This is a genomic window from Cupriavidus basilensis, assembly GCF_000832305.1.
Classification (GTDB): Bacteria; Pseudomonadota; Gammaproteobacteria; order Burkholderiales; family Burkholderiaceae; genus Cupriavidus; species Cupriavidus basilensis_F.
In genome coordinates this window covers 2068727-2090393 of sequence record NZ_CP010537.1, presented here as the reverse complement: position 1 = coordinate 2090393, position 21667 = coordinate 2068727, and the positions used below count along the sequence as shown (strand labels likewise).

The 21667-nt window shown below is 57.6% G+C and carries 19 protein-coding genes and 1 pseudogene; 13 read left to right on the top strand and 7 right to left on the bottom strand.

Annotated features, from left to right (window positions below; translation table 11 throughout):
• The first annotated feature begins 59 nt into the window (after positions 1-59).
• The 9 genes from RR42_RS29965 to RR42_RS40085 all read left to right on the top strand — a co-directional run bounded on the left by RR42_RS29965 (position 60) and on the right by RR42_RS40085 (position 9178).
• Positions 60-1043: a Bug family tripartite tricarboxylate transporter substrate binding protein gene (locus RR42_RS29965; protein WP_043355363.1), complete on the top strand. Its 984-nt coding sequence runs from the start codon at positions 60-62 to the stop codon at positions 1041-1043.
• Positions 1044-1067: 24 nt separating this feature from the next.
• Positions 1068-1937 (top strand): VOC family protein, encoded by an 870-nt coding sequence (locus RR42_RS37970; protein ID WP_052495072.1) that lies wholly within the window; start codon positions 1068-1070, stop codon positions 1935-1937.
• Positions 1937-3352 carry an aldehyde dehydrogenase family protein gene (locus RR42_RS29955; protein WP_043355360.1) on the top strand — a complete coding sequence of 472 codons (1416 nt, stop codon included), beginning with the start codon at positions 1937-1939 and terminating at the stop codon, positions 3350-3352. Before RR42_RS37970 ends, RR42_RS29955 begins: the two co-directional genes overlap by 1 nt.
• 13 nt (positions 3353-3365) lie before the next feature.
• Positions 3366-4634, top strand: a complete 1269-nt coding sequence (locus RR42_RS29950) for a CaiB/BaiF CoA transferase family protein (RefSeq protein ID WP_043358200.1) — start codon at positions 3366-3368, stop codon at positions 4632-4634.
• A complete protein-coding gene (locus tag RR42_RS29945; RefSeq protein WP_043355358.1) occupies positions 4631-5371 on the top strand; it encodes an enoyl-CoA hydratase/isomerase family protein in 741 nt (246 codons plus the stop codon). The genes RR42_RS29950 and RR42_RS29945 overlap by 4 nt, the downstream gene beginning before the upstream one ends.
• A gap of 7 nt (positions 5372-5378) precedes the next feature.
• Complete coding sequence (locus RR42_RS29940) at positions 5379-6116, top strand: enoyl-CoA hydratase/isomerase family protein (RefSeq protein ID WP_043355356.1); 738 nt, start codon at positions 5379-5381, stop codon at positions 6114-6116.
• 29 nt (positions 6117-6145) lie between these two features.
• Complete coding sequence (locus RR42_RS29935) at positions 6146-7327, top strand: acyl-CoA dehydrogenase family protein (RefSeq protein WP_043355354.1); 1182 nt, start codon at positions 6146-6148, stop codon at positions 7325-7327.
• An 11-nt stretch (positions 7328-7338) separates the two neighbouring features.
• On the top strand, positions 7339-8454 hold the full coding sequence (locus tag RR42_RS29930) for an acyl-CoA dehydrogenase family protein (RefSeq protein WP_043355352.1): 1116 nt from the start codon (positions 7339-7341) through the stop codon (positions 8452-8454).
• A 121-nt stretch (positions 8455-8575) separates the two neighbouring features.
• On the top strand, positions 8576-9178 hold the full coding sequence (locus RR42_RS40085) for a hypothetical protein (RefSeq protein ID WP_124684263.1): 603 nt from the start codon (positions 8576-8578) through the stop codon (positions 9176-9178).
• A gap of 173 nt (positions 9179-9351) precedes the next feature.
• On the opposite strand, the gene RR42_RS39015 is transcribed toward RR42_RS40085, so the two are convergent.
• The 3 genes and pseudogenes from RR42_RS39015 to aceE all read right to left on the bottom strand — a co-directional run.
• Positions 9352-9573, bottom strand: coding sequence for a ferredoxin (locus tag RR42_RS39015; protein WP_196765233.1), 222 nt, complete (start codon positions 9571-9573; stop codon positions 9352-9354).
• Between the two features lie 20 nt (positions 9574-9593).
• Positions 9594-10910 carry a cytochrome P450 gene (locus tag RR42_RS29925; protein ID WP_081201625.1) on the bottom strand — a complete coding sequence of 439 codons (1317 nt, stop codon included), beginning with the start codon at positions 10908-10910 and terminating at the stop codon, positions 9594-9596.
• A 109-nt stretch (positions 10911-11019) separates the two neighbouring features.
• Positions 11020-11382, bottom strand: a pseudogene (gene aceE, locus RR42_RS29920) (pyruvate dehydrogenase (acetyl-transferring), homodimeric type); the annotation flags it as partial.
• 151 nt (positions 11383-11533) lie between these two features.
• Here aceE and RR42_RS29915 point away from each other — a divergent pair.
• Positions 11534-11977 (top strand): MarR family winged helix-turn-helix transcriptional regulator, encoded by a 444-nt coding sequence (locus RR42_RS29915; RefSeq protein WP_043355349.1) that lies wholly within the window; start codon positions 11534-11536, stop codon positions 11975-11977.
• A 357-nt stretch (positions 11978-12334) separates the two neighbouring features.
• Here the strand turns inward: RR42_RS29915 and RR42_RS29910 are convergent, their stop codons facing one another.
• From RR42_RS29910 to RR42_RS29895, 4 genes are all read right to left on the bottom strand, one after another.
• Positions 12335-13354, bottom strand: coding sequence for a LacI family DNA-binding transcriptional regulator (locus RR42_RS29910; protein WP_043355348.1), 1020 nt, complete (start codon positions 13352-13354; stop codon positions 12335-12337).
• A 129-nt stretch (positions 13355-13483) separates the two neighbouring features.
• Positions 13484-14470, bottom strand: a complete 987-nt coding sequence (locus RR42_RS29905; RefSeq protein ID WP_043355346.1) for a Bug family tripartite tricarboxylate transporter substrate binding protein — start codon at positions 14468-14470, stop codon at positions 13484-13486.
• 58 nt (positions 14471-14528) lie between these two features.
• On the bottom strand, positions 14529-15752 hold the full coding sequence (locus RR42_RS29900) for a CaiB/BaiF CoA transferase family protein (protein ID WP_043355344.1): 1224 nt from the start codon (positions 15750-15752) through the stop codon (positions 14529-14531).
• Between the two features lie 34 nt (positions 15753-15786).
• Complete coding sequence (locus RR42_RS29895; RefSeq protein WP_043355342.1) at positions 15787-17391, bottom strand: FAD-binding oxidoreductase; 1605 nt, start codon at positions 17389-17391, stop codon at positions 15787-15789.
• 472 nt (positions 17392-17863) lie between these two features.
• Here RR42_RS29895 and RR42_RS29890 point away from each other — a divergent pair, with 472 nt between their 5' ends.
• From RR42_RS29890 to glcE, 3 genes are all read left to right on the top strand, one after another.
• Entirely contained in the window at positions 17864-18745 is an 882-nt protein-coding gene (locus RR42_RS29890) for a LysR substrate-binding domain-containing protein (protein ID WP_043355340.1), read from the top strand.
• Between the two features lie 332 nt (positions 18746-19077).
• Positions 19078-20589 (top strand): FAD-linked oxidase C-terminal domain-containing protein, encoded by a 1512-nt coding sequence (locus tag RR42_RS29885; protein ID WP_043355338.1) that lies wholly within the window; start codon positions 19078-19080, stop codon positions 20587-20589.
• A gap of 1 nt (position 20590) precedes the next feature.
• Complete coding sequence (glcE, locus tag RR42_RS29880; protein WP_043355335.1) at positions 20591-21664, top strand: glycolate oxidase subunit GlcE; 1074 nt, start codon at positions 20591-20593, stop codon at positions 21662-21664.
• Positions 21665-21667 lie beyond the last annotated feature (3 nt).

Sequence of the window (21667 nt, the reverse complement as noted above, 5' to 3'; positions counted from 1 at the left end):
ACATCATAAACCAGGTGCCCTTGAGATGCAACCTGCTTCTTGAGGTCAGGAGACAACGAATGAAACGATGGATATTGGGCTTTAGCGCCGCTGTGGTGGGGTGCTGGGCAGCGACCGGTCAATCTGTTGCGAACGCCAGCGAGTCCTGGCCGAGTCGCCCGATCAAGTGGGTCGTGCCGTATCCGCCGGGCGGCACCACTGACATGCTGGCACGTATCGTCGGTGCCAAGCTCTCTGAACGACTCGGGCAGCCCGTGGTGATCGAGAACAAGCCAGGCGCTGGGGGCGATGTTGGCACGGCCTATGTTGCGAAACAGCCCGCTGATGGATACACCATCGTTATGGGCAATATTGGTCCTATTGCCATCAACCCCACGCTTACTCCCGACGCTCGCTTTTCTCCCACGCGAGATCTCGCGCCGGTGACGCTCCTGGCGGAGGTTCCCAACCTGCTGGTGGTCAACCCGCAACTGCCGGTCAAATCGGTGAAGGAACTCGTTCAGTACGCGAAGCAACAGCCCAATCCCTTGTCGTACGCAACGCCTGGCAACGGAACATCTTTGCACTTGGCGGGTGAACTGTTCGCTTCGACAGCGGGCCTGCGCATGGTTCATGTGCCATACCGCGGTAGCGGCCCCGGCCTGAACGACACGATGGCAGGCCATGTACCGATCATGTTTGACAACATGCCTTCGGCATTGAATCTCGTAAAAGGCGGAAAGGTTCGCGCACTCGCCATCACGAGTGCTGTCCGTTCCCCGTTGCTGCCGGACGTCCCAACGATGACTGAAGCTGGTCTGAGCAACTATCAGATCACTGGTTGGTTCGGCGTCTTGGTACCTGCCGCAACGCCGAAGCCGATCGTCACCCGTTTGGATGCCGAAATTCAAGCTGTACTCAAGATGCCTGACGTCCGCAGCAAGATTGGCGACATCGGCGGAATCATCTCTGGCGCAGGACGAGATGAGTTCGGCCGATTCATCCAGCAGGAGTCGGCGAAATGGCAAAAGCTCATTCGTACCGCGCACATCACCGTGCAGTAGGTCAGTTACTTTAAGGAAGAAGCAATGTTGAACTCGGTTGACAGAATCCTCGTTGCGGTGCGCGACCTCGATCAAGCAGAGCAGAACTACAGGGAAGTACTTGGGGCGCAGTATCTTGATGAGCTTGCAAGCGACCATCTGAATGCCCGTGGCCGTAGCCTGGTAATCGGCGAAAGCACGGTCGAACTTTGGACCCCGCGGGGAGCAGGGGTCGTAAGTGATCATCTTGATAGCTTCGGGGAAGGCCTCTTCTTTGGAGGGGTCTCGACAGCTAGCCTGGCTGAATGCCAGAGGTTCCTTGCCGAGCAAGGTATCCGATTTGCTGAAGCCGACGGCCGTCTCTATTTGAACGCGGGCGGCCTCTATGGCATGCCACTCGTTGTCAGCGAAGCGGCAGCGCGGGTTCGAGCGAATGGTCCTGTGTCGTTTCTGTACGAGCTCACCATGGTTCTCAGCACCGACTGGCGAGAAGTCGCGGATTGCTACGCGCGAAAACTGGGCCTGCAGCGCGACAAGGCAGTAGACATCACGTTCGCGCGATTTGGCTATGAAGGCACGCTGCTGATGTTCGCGCCGGATCGTCTCGATCGCATCGAATTGGCTGAAGCGCATGATCCCGCCTTTGCCATGGGCAGGTTTTCGGGCAAGCGAGGTGACGCACTTTACATGTGCTACATCGAAACGCATGATTTGGCGGACGTAATCAGGCGACTCGAATCGCGCAACGCAAAGTGGACCCGAAGGACCGACACGGGCAAGCCCGAGCAGGACGGCCTCTGGATCCATCCGAGCGCGCTGAATGGCGTCCTACTTGGTGTATCCCGAACCTCGTTGGCGTGGGGATGGTCCGGTAGCCCCGAGAAAGTCGAAGAGATTTCAGAGGTGCAGTCGTGATGCCGGAGATCTTCGATCAGCAATACATCGGGGGATCGTGGCGCCGTGCTTCTGGCACACAGCTCATCGACGTAGAGGACCCGAATACTGGCCTGGTATCGGCCCAAATTCTTCCAGGTACCGAGGAGGACGTCGGTCTCGCCTTGGGTGCCGCGCAGAACGCATTGGCCAGCTGGTCCGCAACATCCGTGTCGGACAAATGCGCAATTCTTAATCGCCTAAAAGACCAACTCACAAATCGGCAGGAGTCGTTGGCCGATGCTATCGCGGCTGAGGTTGGCACGCCCTTGAAGATCTCACGCATCGTTCAAGTCGACTCGCCCATTCGGAACATTGGGAACTTCGTAAAGCTGGCGGAAGGATTTCCATGGCAATCGCGAACGGGCCCATCTGTCATCGTCCGGGAGCCATTCGGCGTCGTGGCATGTATCACGCCATGGAATTTCCCGCTTCATCAGATCATTCTGAAGGTGGTGCCCGCGCTTCTGGCCGGGAACACAGTCGTGCTCAAACCAAGTGAATTGACGCCCCGAACAACGCGCCTTATCTGCGATGCCATCAATGACGCAGGCTTTCCTTCGGGCGTGGTGAACGTTGTGAACGGCTTGGGTGCGGTAGTGGGCGCAGCGTTGGCGCGAGCTGACGGCGTGGACATGGTTAGCTTCACAGGATCCACGGAAGCGGGTCGTGCAGTGTCTTGCTTGGCCGCGTCGACCATTAAGAAGGTGACGCTGGAATTGGGCGGCAAGTCGCCTTCCTTGGTATTGCCGGGTGCGGACCTGACTGTGGCCGTCAAGGGAACGCTCGCTTCCTGCTTCCTCAACAACGGTCAGACTTGCAGCGCGCTGACCAGGTTGATTGTTCACTCGCGTGATGTGTCGGCCGTCGAAGCCCTGGTGAAGCAAGAACTCGCCAAGTTCTCTGTCGGATCCAGCCTCGTCGAAGGCCATCGGATCGGCCCGCTCATTTCTGGCAAGCAGCGTGACCGCGTGCAGGAACTAGCGGAAAAAGGGGTAGCGGAGGGCGCCACGCTCATCGCGTCAGGCCAGGATGTTCCGCCTGCAGGATTCTTCGTCAGCCCGAAGGTGTTTCTCACAGATCAACATAACTATCTGGCCAAGGAAGAGGTGTTTGGCCCCGTGCTCTGCGTGATTCCCTACGACGAAATCGACGACGGCATCCGCATCGCCAACGCAACGGTGTATGGCCTGGCGGCGGCCGTTTGGGGCGATCCTGACCTCGCACTCGACGCCGCTAAGAAGATTCGTGCAGGACAGGTCGATATTAACGGCGCCCGATTCAACCCCGTAGCGCCCTTCGGCGGCTTCAAACAAAGCGGTGTTGGCCGGGAGGCGGGTCACGTCGGTTTGGATGAGTTCCTCGAGTACAAATCTATCCAAATGAACGAGGGATGACGGGATGTCTCTTATGCAGAAACAAGCTCTAGGGAACATTCGCGTATTGGATATGACGCGAGTGCTCGCAGGGCCATGGTGTACCCAGATGCTGGGCGACATGGGAGCCGATGTCATCAAGATTGAGCACCCATCGCGAGGGGATGATACGCGGCAGTGGGGGCCGCCGTATGCGATGACGAGTGAAGCGGAAGTGCTTGAGGATTCCACCTACTTCGCTTCCGCAAATCGGAACAAACGATCGGTTGGCGTGGACATCGCCAACCCAGACGGTGCGGATCTGATCCGTAAGCTCGTTCTTGAGTGCGACATCTTTGTAGAGAACTTTAAGGTTGGTGATCTGGCTCGTCGAGGGCTTGACTACGACAGTCTGAAAAAGATCAATCCGCGCCTGATCTATTGCTCTATCACCGGGTACGGCCAATCCGGGCCGTACGCTGACCGCCCCGGCTACGACTTCGTTTTCCAGGGGGAAAGCGGGCTGATGAGCATAACGGGCGAGCGTGATGACGAGCCTGGTGGTGGGCCACAGAAGGTCGGGATCGCCATTGCTGATCTGACGACGGGACTGTATGCGACGGTCGCGATCCTCGCCGCGTTGAACCACAGGAATGTCACGGGAGAAGGTCAGCACATCGATTTGGCACTGCTCGATTGTCTGGTTGGCTTGTCGTCGAATCAGGGATTGTCGTGCCTGATCAATGGCGCCGAACCGCACCGGTGGGGGAACGCGCATCCGTCTCTCGTACCGTATCAAGTCTTTGATACGGCAGACGGTAAGGTGGTAGTTGCTGTGGGGAACGATTCCCAGTGGCAACGCTTTTGCCAAGCGATCGACGCCAAAGAACTGGCCCGGGATTCGACGTTCTATTCCGCATCCGGACGCATTCGGAATCGAGAGGCGCTAATTGCGCAGGTGTCGTCGGTTCTTGCGGCGCGCCAAACCGAGCATTGGCTTGCCGCGTTCTCCGCAGCGGATATCCCGCACGGTCGTATCAATACCTACAAGGAAGCCTTTGCTCACCCACAGGTCATCCACCGTCAGATGGCGATCGACGTGCCGGTTGACAAAGGTATCGGCTCGGTACGGGGCATCGCCAATCCCATCAAATTCAGTAAAACGCCGGTGCACTACGTTCGGGCGCCCGCGAAACTCGGTCAGCACACAGAAGACGTGCTTTCCGACTTGCTAGAACTTTCCGCGGACCACATCGCCGGTCTCGAAGAACGTGGGGTGATTAGTTGCCAAACGTCAAAAAAGACACTTCAGGAGCAATCATGAGCATCCAAGCTAATAATGTCGGAAACGTCCTGGAGATTTGCATTGCGCGTCCAGAAAAGCGCAATGCGATCAGCGCCGCGATGTACCAGGAACTGACCCGTCTTCTGGATGAGGCCAACGCGGACAAGGAATGTGCCGCAGTCATCGTGCATGGTGCGGGCGGACACTTCACTGTCGGTGCCGATATCAATGATTTCCAGACCCGGCGGGGTAATGAAGATTCCCCTGCTGTCACGCTTCTCCGGAAGATGGCCGCGATCGATGTGCCGCTAATCGCAGCAGTCGAGGGACTGGCGATTGGAATCGGCGCCACGATGCTGCAACACGTCGATTTTGCCTACGCATCCCAAGATGCGCGCTTCCGCATGCCGTTCGTATCGCTGGGTCTGTGCCCCGAGGGCGCATCCAGCTACCTGCTCGAATCGCTGGTAGGTGTCCGGAAGGCACGTGAGTGGTTGATGCTTGGAAAGTTCTTTGATGCAGAAGAAGCTTTCGATGCCGGGCTTCTGACGTCGCTGACGCAGGACGGGGAAGCCCTTGCACGGGCGCGCGAAACGGCTGCCGAACTGGCAAAGCTTCCCAAGGCTTCGGTACGCGCGACAAAGCGGATGTTGAACCACGAGAATCGTGCCGCTGTGGGTTCTGCGCTCGACCTGGAAGTGAAGATGTTCGCCGAACTCTTGAATACCGAAGCCACTCAGGAAATCTTCAAATCCTTCCTGAACAAGAAGCGTTAAGAACGCCATGGCCGAGTTGATAAAAATCGAATCAGAAAATTTCGTCCGGGTCATTACGATGAATCGGCCGGATAAGAGAAACGCGCTGAACTCGGAAATGTGCGACGCGTTGCACGACGCGTGGCAAGACTTCGCGGGCTCAGAGGATCGCGTTGCCCTGCTACGTGCAGAGGGGTCGGTGTTTACGGCAGGCCTCGACACGAACGATCCACCGGATTCCTTTTGGCATGCCATTCCCAATGTCGCATTTGACATTGGAAAGCCGGTTATTGCAGCGGTTAATGGCCCCGTGATAGCGGCGGGCGTATCGATGCTTGCATTCTGCGATCTTTGTGTAGCGACTTCGGCAACGACCTTCGTTTATCCCGAAGGTCGCCTAGGCATGGCAGCCGGCTTGATTAGCTCGCTGGTCGGTCGGATTCCCCACAAGATCGCGATGGAGCTCATGTTGACCGGGCGCCCGGTATCCGCCCAACGGGCCTATGAAGTCGGATTCGTAAACGAACTCTGTGAACCAGGAAGCGAAACAGAGGCAGCTCTAGTGACAGCGCGTCAGATTGCGAGCGCAGCGCCGCTGGTACTGCGTTTCCTCAAACAGGCGGCGAGACACTCGATTCCGGTAGGACTGGTTGAGGCAGGCTATAGCGCCCAGTACCAAGCTCAGATGCTGGCCAGGAGTGAAGACGCCCGGGAAGGGGCGTTGGCGGCCAAGGAGCGTCGCGCTCCCGTTTTCGTGGGCCGCTAGGACTAACTAACACAGTAGGGGACTGAGAAATGGATCTGAATTTCACAGAAGAAGAGCAGGAATTTAGAAAAGAGGTACATGCGTGGATCGACGCCCATTTGCCGAAGGAGATCTCGCACAAGGTGCACAACGGACTGCAGCTATCCCGCACCGATATGCAGCGTTGGCACCAAATTCTGGGGAAAAAGGGTTGGCTGACGTATAAGTGGCCAGTCGAGTTCGGCGGCACGGGCTGGACACCAGTGCAGCGGCACATATTCGAGGAAGAGTGCGCGTTGGCAGGAGCACCGCGACTCGTGCCCTATGGGCCTGTCATGGTGGCACCAGTCATCATGGCATTTGGTAACGCTGAGCAACAGGCGCGCTTCTTGCCCGGCATTGTGACGGGCGATGTTTGGTGGAGCCAGGGTTACAGCGAGCCGGGATCGGGTTCCGACCTGGCTTCGCTCAAGACACGAGCGGAGCGAAAGGGAGACAAGTACATAGTCAATGGTCAAAAGATCTGGACCACGTTGGCTCAGTACGGGGAGTGGATTTTCTGTCTCGTCCGGACCAATACAGAAGGGAAGCCGCAGGCAGGGATCAGTTTCCTGCTCATTGACATGCGTTCGCCTGGCGTCACGGTTCGGCCCATTAAGCTGCTGGACGGCGAGTGCGAGGTCAATGAGGTCTGGTTCGACAATGTTGAGGTCCCCGTTGAGAACCTGATTGGCGAAGAAAATAAGGGCTGGACCTATGCCAAACACCTTCTCAGTCACGAACGCTCGAACATTGCAGAAGTCGGGCGTGCCAAGCGTGAGCTCCGACGCCTGAAGCGAATCGCGGCTGCAGAAGGCATGATGGACGACCCTCGTTTCAAAGACGAGGTTTCGAAGCTCGAGGTAGATATTATCGCGCTCGAAATGCTGGTTCTTCGCGTTATCTCGGCAGAAAAATCCGGGAAGAATCCATTGGATATCGCAGGCCTACTGAAAATCCGAGGCAGTGAGATTCAACAGCGCTACAGTGAATTGATGATGCTGGCTGCAGGTCCCTATAGCCTCCCATTTATTCAAGACGCTATGTTGACGGAGTGGGATGGCGAGTTCCCAGGTGGAGAGCGACGGAACGCTCCGCTTGCCGCGACATATTTTAATCTGCGGAAAACCACTATCTACGGTGGCTCCAATGAAGTGCAGCGTAACATTGTTTCGCAAGTGGTCCTCGGATAAAGGAGTAGAGCATGGATTTCGAATTCACTGACGACCAGGACCAACTGCGAGATGCAGTAAGAAAGTGGGTAAAGCGTAGCTATACGTTTGAGCACCGTCGCAGTTCCGAGAGCAGCGGCGGATTTTCCCCGGACGCGTATTCGGAGCTTGCGGAGCTTGGGCTGACTGGACTTTACGTCCCAGAAGAGTATGGCGGCGTCGGTATGGGGCCGGTCGACGTTATGGTGGTTATGGAGGAACTGGGGCGGGGCATCGTACTCGAACCGCTGGCGCAAGTTCTACTTGCGGGTGCAGTGCTGTCGAACTACGCCGAAGCAAGCGTACGTGCGGCGTGGCTGCCTACGATCGCTTCTGGAGAAAGTCTGGTCGTACTGGCCCAGCAGGAGCGCGCGAATCGTTATCGCATCGATACGTGCGAGACGCGAGCAGTCGAGACGGCGGAAGGTTGGGAGCTTACTGGGAGTAAGAGCCTCGTGCCGGTTGGCGATCATGCTGCTGCGTACATTGTACCCGCCATGATTGCTGACACTCTCGGAGCGTTCCTTGTGGAGCGCTCCGCCCCAGGTGTATTGGTACACCCTTATCAAACTGTCGACGGCTCGCGCGCCGCGGAGCTGACGTTGTCGAAGGCGCCGGGCACGCTAGTCACCCGCGAAGGCCAGGATTGCCTGTCGTATGCCGTGGATCTTGGCATTGCAATGACGTGTGCAGAGGCCGTGGGCGTGATGGACGTAACCCTGGAGGCTCTGGTGGATTACATGAAGACGCGCAAGCAGTTCGGCGTCGCTATCGCGAGCTTCCAAGCGTTGCGTCACCGCGTCGCAGATATGAAGATGAGTCTAGAGCTCGCGAGGTCTATGAGCTACTACGCCTCGCTCAACGTCAACGCGCCGGCGAACCAGAGACGTCGCGCCATGGCACAAGCGAAATATCAGTTGGGCGGGTCGATGCGATTCGTCGGCCAGCAGGCCGTGCAATTGCACGGTGGGATTGGAATGACGGATGAGTATATCGTCAGCCACTATTTTAGACGCCTTACCCAAATGGAATCGGTGTTCGGAGATACGCTGCATCATCTGGCGCAGATGTCGGACTCCATGCATCCCGAGCTTGACAAGGCTGCCTAAGGCGCCGCGAAGAGTAAGTGCTCGATGAATTGCGATGGCGGGTGACCCTCATCGTTTCCGGCAGCGCGGTGGTACATCCTCGCGCTGCTCATAGTATCGGACCGGGATAGTAGCGTAATTGATGCAGACGCAACTTCAGTCACGAAGCCAAGTCGGGATCCATGATATTTTTCTTCCAATTCCAATGAAAGTGACTTCGTTGAGTGGCGAGCAGATAATCATCCGACAAGGCTATTCACGCGTAATTAAAGAGGGGAAGTTCGTGAAGCTCCCCGCTTTTTCTCCTGCGAGTCTGTTCTTGGGCGGCTCTATTTTTAAGAGCTCGCATTGCAGCTTCGATCTGGATGTAACTAGTTATTCTGTGGTGCGTGATCAACCAATGCACGATCTGTGGGATTCCAGGCCGCTTTGGGAGGCAATTTCATTGTCGGTGTTTATGAATCCAAAGGAAGCTTGGAATATTGCAGATATAGCGGATAGTTTGCAGACAACATCCTCGAGAGTCAGGCGGACCCTCTTCAGCCAGGGCAATTGCTTCACGGAAATATGTAACACGCAGCGGCTTATGCGTTCGCTGTTCGAATTGGCAGGACTGGAAAGATCTATACCGGATATTTCGAACAGAATTGGGTGGAGCCAATCCTATGACTTTGAGTCATCTTTCTATAATAGATTTAAAGTTTCGGCAGATGTTATTTGCGGAATGAAATTTTATGCCCGCTAGGCGATCTATTTAGAGGAGCTCTACTGAACGTTTGCCAGCCATCAACCGCTTCGAAAGAGATGGGCGGCCGTTGGGCAGGCCGCCCTCTTTTGCGATGGAAGTACCATCCGCCCCAGCCTCGCGCGCGCAGGCTGCTCGTGCCGCCGTGATGCCGGCGGCCGTTGCCCCGATGACTACGATTTGCTTAGGGGAATCATCAGAGAGCCTCGTGAATCTCGATTGCCAACGCCGGACAGATCCCAGCAGCCAAGCGTGCAGATTTTGTATTGATCGGCCGACGGATCGGCATTCAAAAGAATGACGATTCCGTCATCCTTTTGGTCGAACAGATCCGGCGCATTGACGACGCATTGGCCGGAACCGCAGCATTTTTCGGGATAGATTGTGATTTTCATCGTGATTCGCCGTAGTGGATTTACCAGCTAACGGGCAGTGCCCTAACACCATACATGAGCGAATCGCTCTTGAACGCGAGGCTCTCGATGGGCACGGCCAGCCGAAGATTCGGCAGGCGCTTCAGTAGGGCGGTGAACATGATCTGCATTTCGACTCTGGCGAGAACTTGTCCCATGCACTGATGCGGGCCGTATCCGAATGCGATCTGTGTCCGGGCATCACGGCGGAGGTCAAAGACGTGGGGATCTTTGAACTGCTCCTGGTCGCGATTTGCGGAAATACTAAGCACGACAACGGGATCACCGGCTCGGATCAATTGCCCATTCACGACAACGTCCTCCAGTGCGACACGTCGCGTCCCGGACTGTATGACATCCAGGAAGCGTAGCATCTCCTCCACCGCGTTTGGAACGAGGCTTGGATTCTGGCGAAGCTCTTCCCAGATGTCCGGCCTCTGAAGTAGGAAGAGCACCCCCATCGACGTCGTATTTGCCGTCGTCTCGTGCCCGGCAATCAGCAGAAGCCTTCCAAGCGAGACCACGTCTGTTTCAGTGATATCGCCCTTCCGTACATGATTAACGATAAGGCGACTGAGGATGTCCTCCCCGGGGCTTTCGGATCTCTTCGCCACCAGTTCACGCAGGTATTCGCACAACGCTTGATTCGCGGCGCTAGCCTCTTCCCTCGTCGCGGTGCTCGACGTCATGATCATCGCCTGTTCTTGGAAGAAGTCGTGATCGTCGTATGGAACACCAAGCAACTCTGAGATAGCCAATGCTGGTGTCGCCAATGTAAAGGCGCTAACCAGGTCAGAAGGCTGCGGCCCCATCGCAAAATCTTCCAAGAGCTTGTCCACGATGGCCTGAAGTCGCGGCCGCAGATTCTCGATCTTTCGGATCGTGAATTCGCTGGTCAGCATCCGCCGTTGCTCTGAATGCTTGGGTTCATCCATGGTAATGAAGGTCCGGTTACTACTCCGAACAACCTTTACTGCGGCGCTGGAAGAGGGAAATCCCGGATGTGAGACGTCGGAGCTAAAGCGAGAGTCCGACAAGACAGCGCGAACATCGTCATAACGCGTGACAAGCCAAGCGATCTTTCCGTCCCAAAGCTTACCTTGTGCCAATTCGCCCTTCTGTTGCATCTGGAAGAACACCGGCGGCGGCGCCAAGGGATCTACGCGCTTAGGGGGGAAATCTGGGATTCCGCCGCTGTCGCCCTCAGCGTGAAAAGGACACGCTGATTTCGGCTCGTTCGCAGCCGCATCAAAAGGACAGCGCCCTTCTACCGCGGAAGATGGGTTGGAGGAAGGGGTGGGAGCAGGCGACTCCGTCATGGAAATATCTCCGAGGGCGATTGGTGGCTAATGTTAGGTAGCCTACCTATGTGGCGCAAAGGGGGGTTTACCCTCAACAACAGAATCGAAGGTCGACCCGTAGACATCAGAAGAAAGCGGAGAACCCATATGTGGCGATATGCCCGCCGACGTTGGAGTGCTTGCCCGCCCGCAACACCATCGCCATGGCATTCCAGCGCGCCATGGCGGCCAGTCGGCGCTCGATCGAGGTGTCGCCTGGGTACGGCTGCTCGCCCGATTCGGCAATCGTATTGACGTAGGGCGTCGTGATTGCGCCATGGAAATCCCCGTGTCGGGCCGCGTCCGATTCATGCAGGCGGCCGATCAGGTAGTGGGCGCGTTCGCGGCCTTCCACTTCGGTCACGGCGGCCAGGGCCTCAATCCATTCCTGGGTTTCCTGCGGGTCCACATCCAGCGGCAATACGTGTAGCGGCAACACCGGGGCATTCATCTCTGTCTCCATGGGATTGACGGGGCTTCGGTTCGCATCAGGCCCGGTCGGATAGGCGTGGCCATTGCGCTTCAAATAAATTGCAGTTGCAATCGTCTGGGCATTGTGAGCGCTCTGCGGCATAATTGCAACTGCAACTATTGGAGATACCATGTCGACTGAGAAGCCGGATTTGTGGTTTTCGTTTGTACGGTCGCACCGGGCCTTGATACGTGAGGTGGATCGGCGTCTTGCCGAGGCTGGACTGCCTGTCTACGCGTGGTACGACGTGCTGTGGGGGATTGAAAGCGGGCCGGAGGAAAGCCGCCGGATGCATGAGCTGGCCGATGTGCTTGCCATCGAGCGGTACAACCTGACTCGCCTGATTGACCGGCTGGAGCGTGAAGAGCTGGTGACCCGTATCCGGTCAGAGGAAGACGGCCGCGCCGCGTTCGTGTCCGTCACACGGCAAGGTAAGGCCTTGCGCAAGAAGATGTGGGGCATCTACGAGGCGGCGGTCAAAGAACTGTTTCTGGCCGAGTTCCGGCCGGAAGACATCGGGCGATTTTCTCGTGCGCTGGATGCGGCGGCAGCCAAAGCGGGGTGGCCGAAATAGGTTCGAACTCCCTTTTCGTGCGGTGACGCTTCTGGCTCGCGCCGGAGGGGACGAATGTGTCCGCTTTTTGGGACACGTTCGACTTAGTTGGCAACGGCGGTACCCTGACGCCTCAATCAAAGGTCAGTGGCATGACCGGCGCTTACCGGCCCACCCTAAGCGGACATCAGGATGGAGCAGAGACTGATATCCATTAGGCGCCCCGCATGACTGAAGAATTCCCTCAGAACGTTGTCTGCAACGCTTCATTTAATAGCTGGACAACGTATGCTTCGACCGCTTTGTGCCCGGTGAGGGCCTAGCTAGAGCGACGGCTGAGTTCCGTCCGTAGCGACAAAACGTAGTTTGGCTCACCAACTATTGGGGCGGCGCCGTACTTTCGCGAACTACAAGGTCAGGCTCGAACTCGGTCTGAATGCGTTTGGACCCGCCTTCAATCTGATCAACCAGGTTACGAGAAGTAAGTTCGCCAATCAGAACGGGATTCGAGTGTACGGTCGTGAGTGCGGGCGTCATCAGTTCCGCCATCTGCCAGTCGCCGAAGCCTGTAACTGAGATGTCGCTCGGAACCGATAGTCCCAATGTGCGGCACTCCGCGATCGCTGCCACAGCAACGAAGTCATTGATGCATATCAGGGCAGTCGGCTGTTCCTGATGCGGCAGCGAGTCATTACGCTCGAGACAGGTCCGAACCGCTTGCCGGACGGCAGATGCTTCGTACGGTGTCGGGAGAATGCGGTCGTCGGGTATCGAAATGCCGTTCTCACTGAGGACGTCTTGGATGCCCAGAAGTCGTTGAGAGGAGAGAAATTGAGTCTCTAGTGGCCCTGGGAGGACGGCAAACTTTCGATGTCCCTGTTTGACCAAATAGCTCGTCAACCTGCGCATCGCCAAGCGATTGTCATATCCCACCGTGGGATGCATACCCTCACGATCGACGGCCCACATTAGGACATACGGAATGGCATGCTTGTGGATTAGCGAGAAGACGTCAGGGTGATGCTGTGACCCGATAATGGCGATTCCGTCGACTCTGCGCTCCAAAAGCGCGCGCGCGCAGCGTAGTTCTGTCTCACTGTCGTCCCGGTGGCACGTCAATAAAACGGTGTATCCGAGCCGATCGAGCTGCGCCTCTAAGGTATCGACCGCTTTCGCGTAAAGCTCGTTCATCAGTGTCGGCGCAATGATGCCGACCGATCGCGTGCGCCCTTGACGCAGGTCCCGAGCCGAGGAAGACGGGACGTAGTTGAGGCTTGCGATGGCGTTCTGCACGCGCTCCAGCGTGTCAGGTCGCAGCCGATCCGGCGATGTCAGTGCACGGGAGACTGTTGCCGAGGAAACGCCGGCGAGGAGGGCGACTTGCTTGACATTCACCATATCGGATCAGCGGTTATCTTCAGCCTGGGATATCGGCCGACTGCCGTCATTGTAACGACCTTGGTAGTCCACAGGCAGTTTCCGTCGTCGGGGGGTATCCCGACGACGGACCGGCATTCCCGGTGAGGGCTAGTCGAGCCGGACCTTTGCTGAATCAGCCACGCGCTTCCATTTCGTAACTTCGGTGCGCAGAAACGCATCGAATGCTTCCGGGGTGCCGCCTGCGATCTGCGCGCCTTGAGCCATCAGCTTGTCGCGGACCTCCGGATCCTGAAGGGCTTTGTTGAACTGGCTGTTCATCTTAGCAACGATGGCTGGTGAGGTCCCGGTCGGCACCATAAATCCACCCCAAGAAACGGCTTCGTATCCGCTTATCCCGAGCGCTTCATCTACCGTCGGCACATCGGGCAGTGCCGGCAATCGAGTCTTGCTCGTGACCGCAAGAGCCCTGAGTTTTCCACTCTTGACATGTGGCATTCCAGCAAGCGCGGTGGGAAGGGCAACATTGATCTGCTGACCGAGCACGTCTGTGAGCGAAGGCGCGTCTCCCTTATAGGGAACGTGGTTCATCTTGACGCCAGCCATGGTACTAAGGAGTTCCCCGGCCAGATGGCTGCCCGAACCGTTGCCTGCAGATCCAAAGGTAATCTGTCCTGGCTTGGCCTTTGCTAATGAGACCAGTTGGCGCAGGTCCTTCACCGGCGAATTTGCTGCCGTGACGATAATGAGCGGCACCTTTGTCACCAAGACAACTGGCGTAAAGTCTTTCAGCGTGTCATAAGGAAGTCTCCCGTATACGGCCGGGTTGATGGCATTCGGCCCAAGGTTGGCCATCAGCACGGTGTAGCCGTCAGGCTGCGCCTTCGCAACGGCTTCATTAGCGATGATGCCGTTTGCGCCAGGCCGGTTCTCCACAACAACAGACTCTCCCCATGCCTGGCTAAGCTTAGCGCTTAGGAGCCTGGCGGTCACGTCTGAGGCGCCGCCAGGGGGATATGGAAGAACGACCCGAATCGGCTGGACCGGCCATTCCTTAGCGTGGGCGGCGGCCAGACCGATGGTCAGTGTCACTCCGCAAACGGCTAATGCCCCCGCAATTCGTAGCAATCGATGCATGTCTGTCTCCTTTGAACGTGATCTTTATGGTGATCACTGTGGTCGGGCGGATTACACGTCAGATCGTCCCATCGCGGCGCATTGCCTCAATTTGCTCCACAGACTTCCCGAGCTCATTTTTCAGGATGGTTTCAGTGTGTTCGCCCAGCGCTGGGGGCGCGCGAAGGTAGTCGATACTGCTGCGAGAGAACTTGATAGGGTTCGCAACCTGGGGCGCGCTTGCACCGCTGCTGTGGGGCAAAGAGAAAACCATTTCACGCGCCCGGATATGGGGATCCTCCAGTGCTTCTGGAATGCTCTGGATCGGGCCACAAGGTACGCCGACCGATTCCAGCAGTTTGAGCCACGTGTCTCTCTCTTCTTCTTCAAAGCGAGCCGAGAGCACCTCCACAAGACTTTCACGGTTCTTTAGACGATCCGCATTGCGTCGATAGCGGTCATCATCCGGAAGATTGATTAAACCCAGCGCTTCGCACATGGCTCGGAACTGCCGGTCATTACCGACTGCTACGATCAGAGAGCCATCGCTTGCAGGGAATGACTGATAAGGTGCGAGATTGGGGTGCGCGTTGCCCCAACGACGCGGGTGGCTCCCGCCCACCAAATAGTTCGAGGCCTGGTTTGCCAGCCACGCCACCTGCGTATCCAGCAGGCTCATATCGATGTACTGCCCGCGGCCACTGCCGACTCGCTCAAATAGCGCGCTGACAATTGCAACGCTTGCATACATGCCAGTCATCAAGTCCGATATGGGCACCCCGCATTTTTGCGGGCCGCCACCGGGGACGCCGTCGCGCTCGCCTGTGATGCTCATCAGCCCGCCCATGGCTTGCACCACGAAATCGTATCCAGCCCGCTTGCGGTATGGGCCCGTCTGCCCGAAGCCGGTGATGGAGCAGTAGACGAGCCGAGGATTGATCTCACTCAGGGTCTTGAAGTCCAACCCGTAACGTTGCATATCGCCGAACTTGTAGTTCTCAACGAAGACGTCGCAATCTTTGACTAGCTCGTGCAGCAAATCCTGACCGACCTTGCTGCTGACATCCAGAGTGATCGAACGCTTCCCGCGATTGGCGCAAAGGAAGTACGCCGACTCTTCCGTCGTCGTGCCATCCTCACGAGTAAGGAACGGCGGGCCCCAAGCTCGCGTGTCATCGCCGGTGCCGGGACGCTCAACCTTCATCACGTCAGCGCCCAGGTCGGACAATAGTTGCGTGCTCCAGGGTCCAGCAAGGATCCGGCTCAAGTCTAGGACCTTGATACCTGCAAGGGGGCCTGCCATATCTCCTACTCCTCTTTTTTGAGTTTCTAACTAATTAGCTCGGGTCGAACAGCACGCCAGGGTTCAAGACCTGGTGCGGATCAAAGGCCTGCTTGGCGGCCTTTAGCGCGGTGCAGAACAGCTCCGGCCGTTCCTTGTCGTACCAAGGGCGATGGTCCCGACCAAGCGCATGGTGGTGGGTCACCGTACCGCCTGCGTCCACCATGGCTTGCTCTCCAATGCGTTTGATCGCTTGGAACTGCTCGGGCAATCGAGCCTTATCGCCATAGGCAAACCACGTGAAATATGGCGCAGGGCCATCAGGGTAGAGGTGGGTAAAGCGGCAAGTCACCGAACCCGGGCGGCCGGTAACTTCGCGAATGGCCCGATGCGTTTCTGCCTTGACGTGCGCGTGAAGAGCGGCGAACTTGTCCCACGTGCACGCGGTTTCCATGGTCTCGCGCATGACGCCGCGAGCAATGGCGTACTCGCGCAGGTATGGGCCGCGCAGGAACTTGTTTCGCCAGCTCGATGTCGCAGCGTCCGCACCACCTTGGTTTCCGCTGACCGGATCATCGTCCCATTCGCCGCCGCACTCCGCGCAAATTTCCAGTGCTCGCTTCAGGCGTGCCTCGACCGGGTGGTCGGCGGACTCGAATCCCAGCACGAGAATGTCATAGCTGCCGTCGCTCGAACCCGTGTACAAGGCTTCTTCGCGTTCCACAAGGCGGGCATTGGCAGGGTTCAGTCCAGATTGAGACAGTACCCGTGTGGCCTCGACAGCGCGCGCATAGTCACGGAAACGTACGGTCACCTGCTTGCGGAAGACCGGCCGGCGGTGAAGCTTGACCCACGCCTCGGTAATGATGCCCAGTGCGCCTTCGGAGCCGAGGAAAAGTCGATCCGGATTGGGTCCCGAACCCGATACCGGGAAACGTCGGGATTCAATGGCACCCTGGGGCGTTACCACTCGCATGCTCTCGACGTGGTCGTCGATCTGAGTGAACGCGGTCGCAAAGTGGCCTGCTGCTCGCGTTGCGATCCAACCCCCCAGTGACGAGAACTCCCACGCTTGCAGGAAGAATCGCATGGTCAGGCCGGTGGGCTTGAGCTGTCGTTCCAGCTCCGGGCCAAGGACGCCCGCTTGAATGCGCGCGGCCTGCGATGTTTGGTCTACCTCCAGCACTTTGTTGAAGTGCTTCATGTCGATGGACACCACGCCACGGTAACGATCGTGCTCGGGCGGATTCACGCCGGCCACGACGCTGGTGCCGCCGCCGTACGGAACTGCAGCAACGTTCTGGCGCCCGCACCAGTCGAACAGGTCCACGATGTCCTGCTCAGTGCGCGGGTAGGCGATGACGTCCGGCGGGTTGGAAAATTCCCGGCGCATTGCGCGCGCAACATCCATGGTGCCCGCGCCGTAGGTGTGATACAGGCGGTCGTAATGATCGCTTGTGCAGATTTCGCGAAGCGACGCGGGCAGCTGTACGCGAGGTTTGCGCAGCGAAATTTCTTCGGGCGTCGGAAAAGGTGTCGCTTCGAAGTGCTCGACACCCAGCAAGCGTGTCCACGCTGCCTCGAACTCCCGGATTTCGTCCGGCGTGACGGTGTCACCCTCATAGCCCCACCCGTAAAACTTACGACGACGTTCCTGCATTGTTGCCTCCTGTGTGATGTGGTAATCGATTACATACGTTACGGTAACCTGCATCAGAGACTGTAAATAACCAATGCCAGTACGGTGATGAGGCGAAAACAGCACTGCGTGCAATCGATTACATAAGTTTAGATTGGTGCGGCATAATGTCAAGCAGTTAACGCAGTCGCGGCCATGGGTTGGAGCAGGAGTCGACGAAGAGATCGGATCGCTAAGAGACCTTCCCGCGGCGAGGTCACTGTGGGTTGGAGAGCGACTTACTTGGTGGTCTTCCCTTGCAGGGCGTCACGTACGTCCTTGCCTGAGGACCCAGTGAGTCGATCCTGAGCAAGCAATCTGGGGGCGCTTGCTCGTTGCAGCGTTGGCATGGTGCTCGAGCGACAGAGCAGCAAGAAGTGTGGCCGCTCCCTAGGCCTCAAGCGATGACATGCGGCATATCCGCCCTGGGTAGCCCACCAAACGGAGAGAAGATATGGCCCTGCAACACATCCCGCCCATTCAATGTCTTGTCACCTTCGAGACGGTTGCAAGGCTTCGGAGCGCCACACGTGCCGCCGACGAGTTGTGTGTAACAACCAGCGCCGTGAGTCATCGAATCCGCCAGCTTGAATCTCACCTCGGTGTTGAACTCTTCGGGCGGAGTGACTTCACGCTTTCTGCACATGGTGCAGCGTACCTGGCGAATGTCCGAAGCGGCCTCGCTGCGCTACAGCAGATGCCGGTCAAAAATGGAAAAGCCTCTTCCACGCGACTGCGGGTCGCGGTGACCCCAACTTTCTCCAGGCAGTTCCTGATGCCCAAACTGGAACTGTTCCGCAACAAGTATCCGGACATCGACCTTATCTTGCAGGTCTCCATCCCATTCCTGGACGTCACAGCCGAGCCATCCGATTTGGAAATCCGGTACGGCGCCGGCGGATATGCGGACGTCGATCATCGCGTCGTTCTCTCGGAGGAGGTGGCGCCGGCTTGCAGCCCTACCTATCTCAACGAGTTCGGCCCCTTCGAAGGCTTCGAAATGGCGGGTGAAATCGACCAGGCGCGTCTGATACGTAGCCCGCTTGAGCCTTGGACGACATGGTTCTCCTCATGTGGATTGACGAGAACGGAGCCGCATGTGGGCGCTCAATTCAACGATCTAGGGCTTCTCTATGACGCAGCCGCGTGCGGGTTCGGCGTGGCACTAGTGAGGACCCGTATGGCGCAGTCATGGCTAGAGGGGGGGCGACTCATCCGCATATCGGATCGATCCGTGCCTTCACCGATGGCGCACTACTTATGCTGGGAACCTGGGGCCCTGGAGAGATGGGAGTGCGCCGCCTTTATGGAGTGGCTCACCGACTCGCTAAGTTGAGCGGCCCAAACACGGCAATCAAGTTTTCTGCAACTCAACCGCAAATAACTCTCAACCTGCTATATCGCGTGATTGTCTACAGTCAAGTCATGGCGTCTCGTCGACGCCTTTGACAGAAGTGTATTAGAACCTCCCCACACAATGCATCGCATTCATCGCTCAACGTTTGAGCCTCAGCGCCCGGAAGCAACGCTCCGCCTTGGAGCTGCAGCATCCGTCCAGGCTGATTGCGCGGTTCGCCGGCTCGCTACGGTCGCGCCGTCGCTCCGCACTGATTATCCAATAGACCGGCACAGCACGACGCAGCTTCATCGCACCAGGAGGGCAAAGTCATGAATGCGACGCGTGACGGCTGGTTGGCACATCCTACTGACGCTGAGCGGAGGGAAGCCCGGCGTGCGGAAGTGGTTTCCGCGCTAGAAGGCGTGCTGCCTAGGGACCTTATCCTGTCGCAGCGCGAGGACACCCAGCCATTTGAATGCGATGGCCTTACGGCCTATCGGGCGCAGCCGCTCGTCGTGGTGCTTCCCGAAACAGAAGAGCAGGTTGTTGCCATTCTGCGAACGTGCAAGACGCTCGGTGCGCCCGTCGTGGCTCGGGGCGCAGGCACGGGATTGTCAGGCGGTGCGCTCCCACATGAGATGGGCGTGCTCCTTTCGCTCGCTCGTTTTAACCGGATCGTCAGGGTAGATCCTGTGAGTTGTACCGCAGTGGTCCAATGCGGTGTACGCAACGCCGCAATCAGTGAGGCAGCCGCTACGTATGGGCTGTACTACGCCCCCGATCCGTCCAGCCAGATTGCCTGCACGATCGGTGGAAACGTGGCCGAGAATTCCGGAGGCGTCCATTGCCTCAAGTACGGACTCACGTTGCAGAACGTAATGAAAGTACGGGGATACACCATTCAGGGCGAGGCGATAGAGTTTGGATCGGAAGCCCTTGATGTCCCTGGGCTCGATTTGCTCGGCGTCGTTGTAGGCAGTGAAGGGATGCTCGCAGTGACATTGGAAGTCACCGTCAAGTTAATTCCTAAGCCAGAACTTGCGCGATGCATCGTTGCAAGCTTCGACACCGTCGAAGCCGCTGGTGACGCCGTAGCCAACGTCATCGCGGCCGGCATCATCCCAGCCGGCCTGGAACTGATGGACAAGCCGATGACCGCCGCCGTAGAGGACTTCGTGCATGCTGGCTATGACCTGGACGCGGCCGCAATCCTATTGTGCGAGAGTGATGGGACGGCGTTGGAGGTCGAGGACGAGATTGTGAAGATGAATGCCGTCCTCACCGCCAGCGGGGCCACTCGTCTTGAAGCAAGTCAGGACGAGGCGCAGCGTCTTCGTTTCTGGAGCGGGCGAAAGAATGCATTTCCCGCGACGGGGCGCATGAGCCCGGATTACCTGTGCATGGATTCCACGATTCCTCGCAAGAGTCTCGCTGCGATCCTTCGAGCAATCAGCGAGATGGAGGTGCGCTATGGGCTTCGCTGCGTGAACGTGTTCCACGCCGGCGACGGGAATCTACATCCGCTGATCCTTTTCGACGCCAACAATCCCGAAGAACTGCACCAGGCGGAGCAATTCGGCGCAGAGATTCTGGAAACAAGCGTCACGCTTGGCGGGACGGTGACCGGAGAGCACGGTGTGGGCGTGGAGAAGCTGAACTCAATGTGCGTTCAGTTCTCAGGCGCAGAGCGAGAACAAATGTTTGCGCTGAAACGTGCATTCGATCCGCAATCGCTCTTGAATCCTGGGAAGGTAATTCCGACGCTGCATCGATGTGCCGAATATGGTCGCATGACTGTTCGGCGTGGGATGCTGCCGCATCCAGAAATCCCGAGGTTCTAGAATGACGACGATCCCCACGGAAGTGTCTCATCTGATTGAGACAGTCCTGCATGCAAGAAAAACGAAGACCTCTCTCAACATCGTTGGCGGCGGTACGAAATGCTTCTACGGTGAAGAGCCGTCGGGTGAACCGTGTGATGTCCGGCGCCTCAGCGGAATTTGCAGCTATGAACCGTCTGAGCTGGTTGTCACCGCTCGTGCAGGCACACCGCTAGAAGAACTTGAGGCCGTGCTGGCCGAGCACAATCAGTACCTTGCCTTTGAGCCGCCACGCTTTGCTAAAGGAAGTACTGTCGGAGGAGCGGTCGCGGCAGGTCTGAGCGGGCCAGCACGCGTCGGGGTAGGGTCCATTCGGGACTTCGTTCTCGGCGCGACCATGATTAACGGCAAAGGCGAGCTTCTGACATTCGGCGGGCAAGTGATGAAGAACGTTGCCGGTTATGACGTTTCGCGTCTCCTGGCGGGCTCAATGGGAATACTCGGTGTTATCTGTGAGGTCTCGCTGAAGGTTCTGCCCATTCATTCATCGAGGATCACCCTGTTCATTGAACGCGACGAAGCAGGGGCGTTGTCTCTCTTAAACGGGCTGACTCGGCAAGCATTGCCAGTCAATGCGAGTGCCTGGCACGACGGAAAGCTGTTCCTCCGACTGAGTGGTGCAGCCTCTGCTGTCACGGAAGCCAGAAAGCGTTTGGGCGGGACTGAGCTGGAACCAGACGAAGCGTTGTCCTGGTGGGATGCCGTCCGCGACCACCGCCACGACTTCTTTTCACAGAGCGACGCGCCTCTCTGGCGTGTTTCCGTTCCGGCAGTCTCCCAACCCTTCTTGGCCGCGAATCAGCTTATTGAATGGGGTGGTGCATTGAGATGGCTATACACCGACGATCCCATCGAGGACGTTCGGGAAATGGCGTCATCGCTTGGTGGTCACGCCACGCTGTTCAGGGATCCGCATCATAGGAGCGGCGTGTTCACGCCACCGAGCGATGCGCTCTTCGAGATTCATCGCAATCTCAAGCAAGCGTTTGATCCCGATGGCATCTTCAATGTTGGTCGACTCTACCCCGGCCTGTAAGGG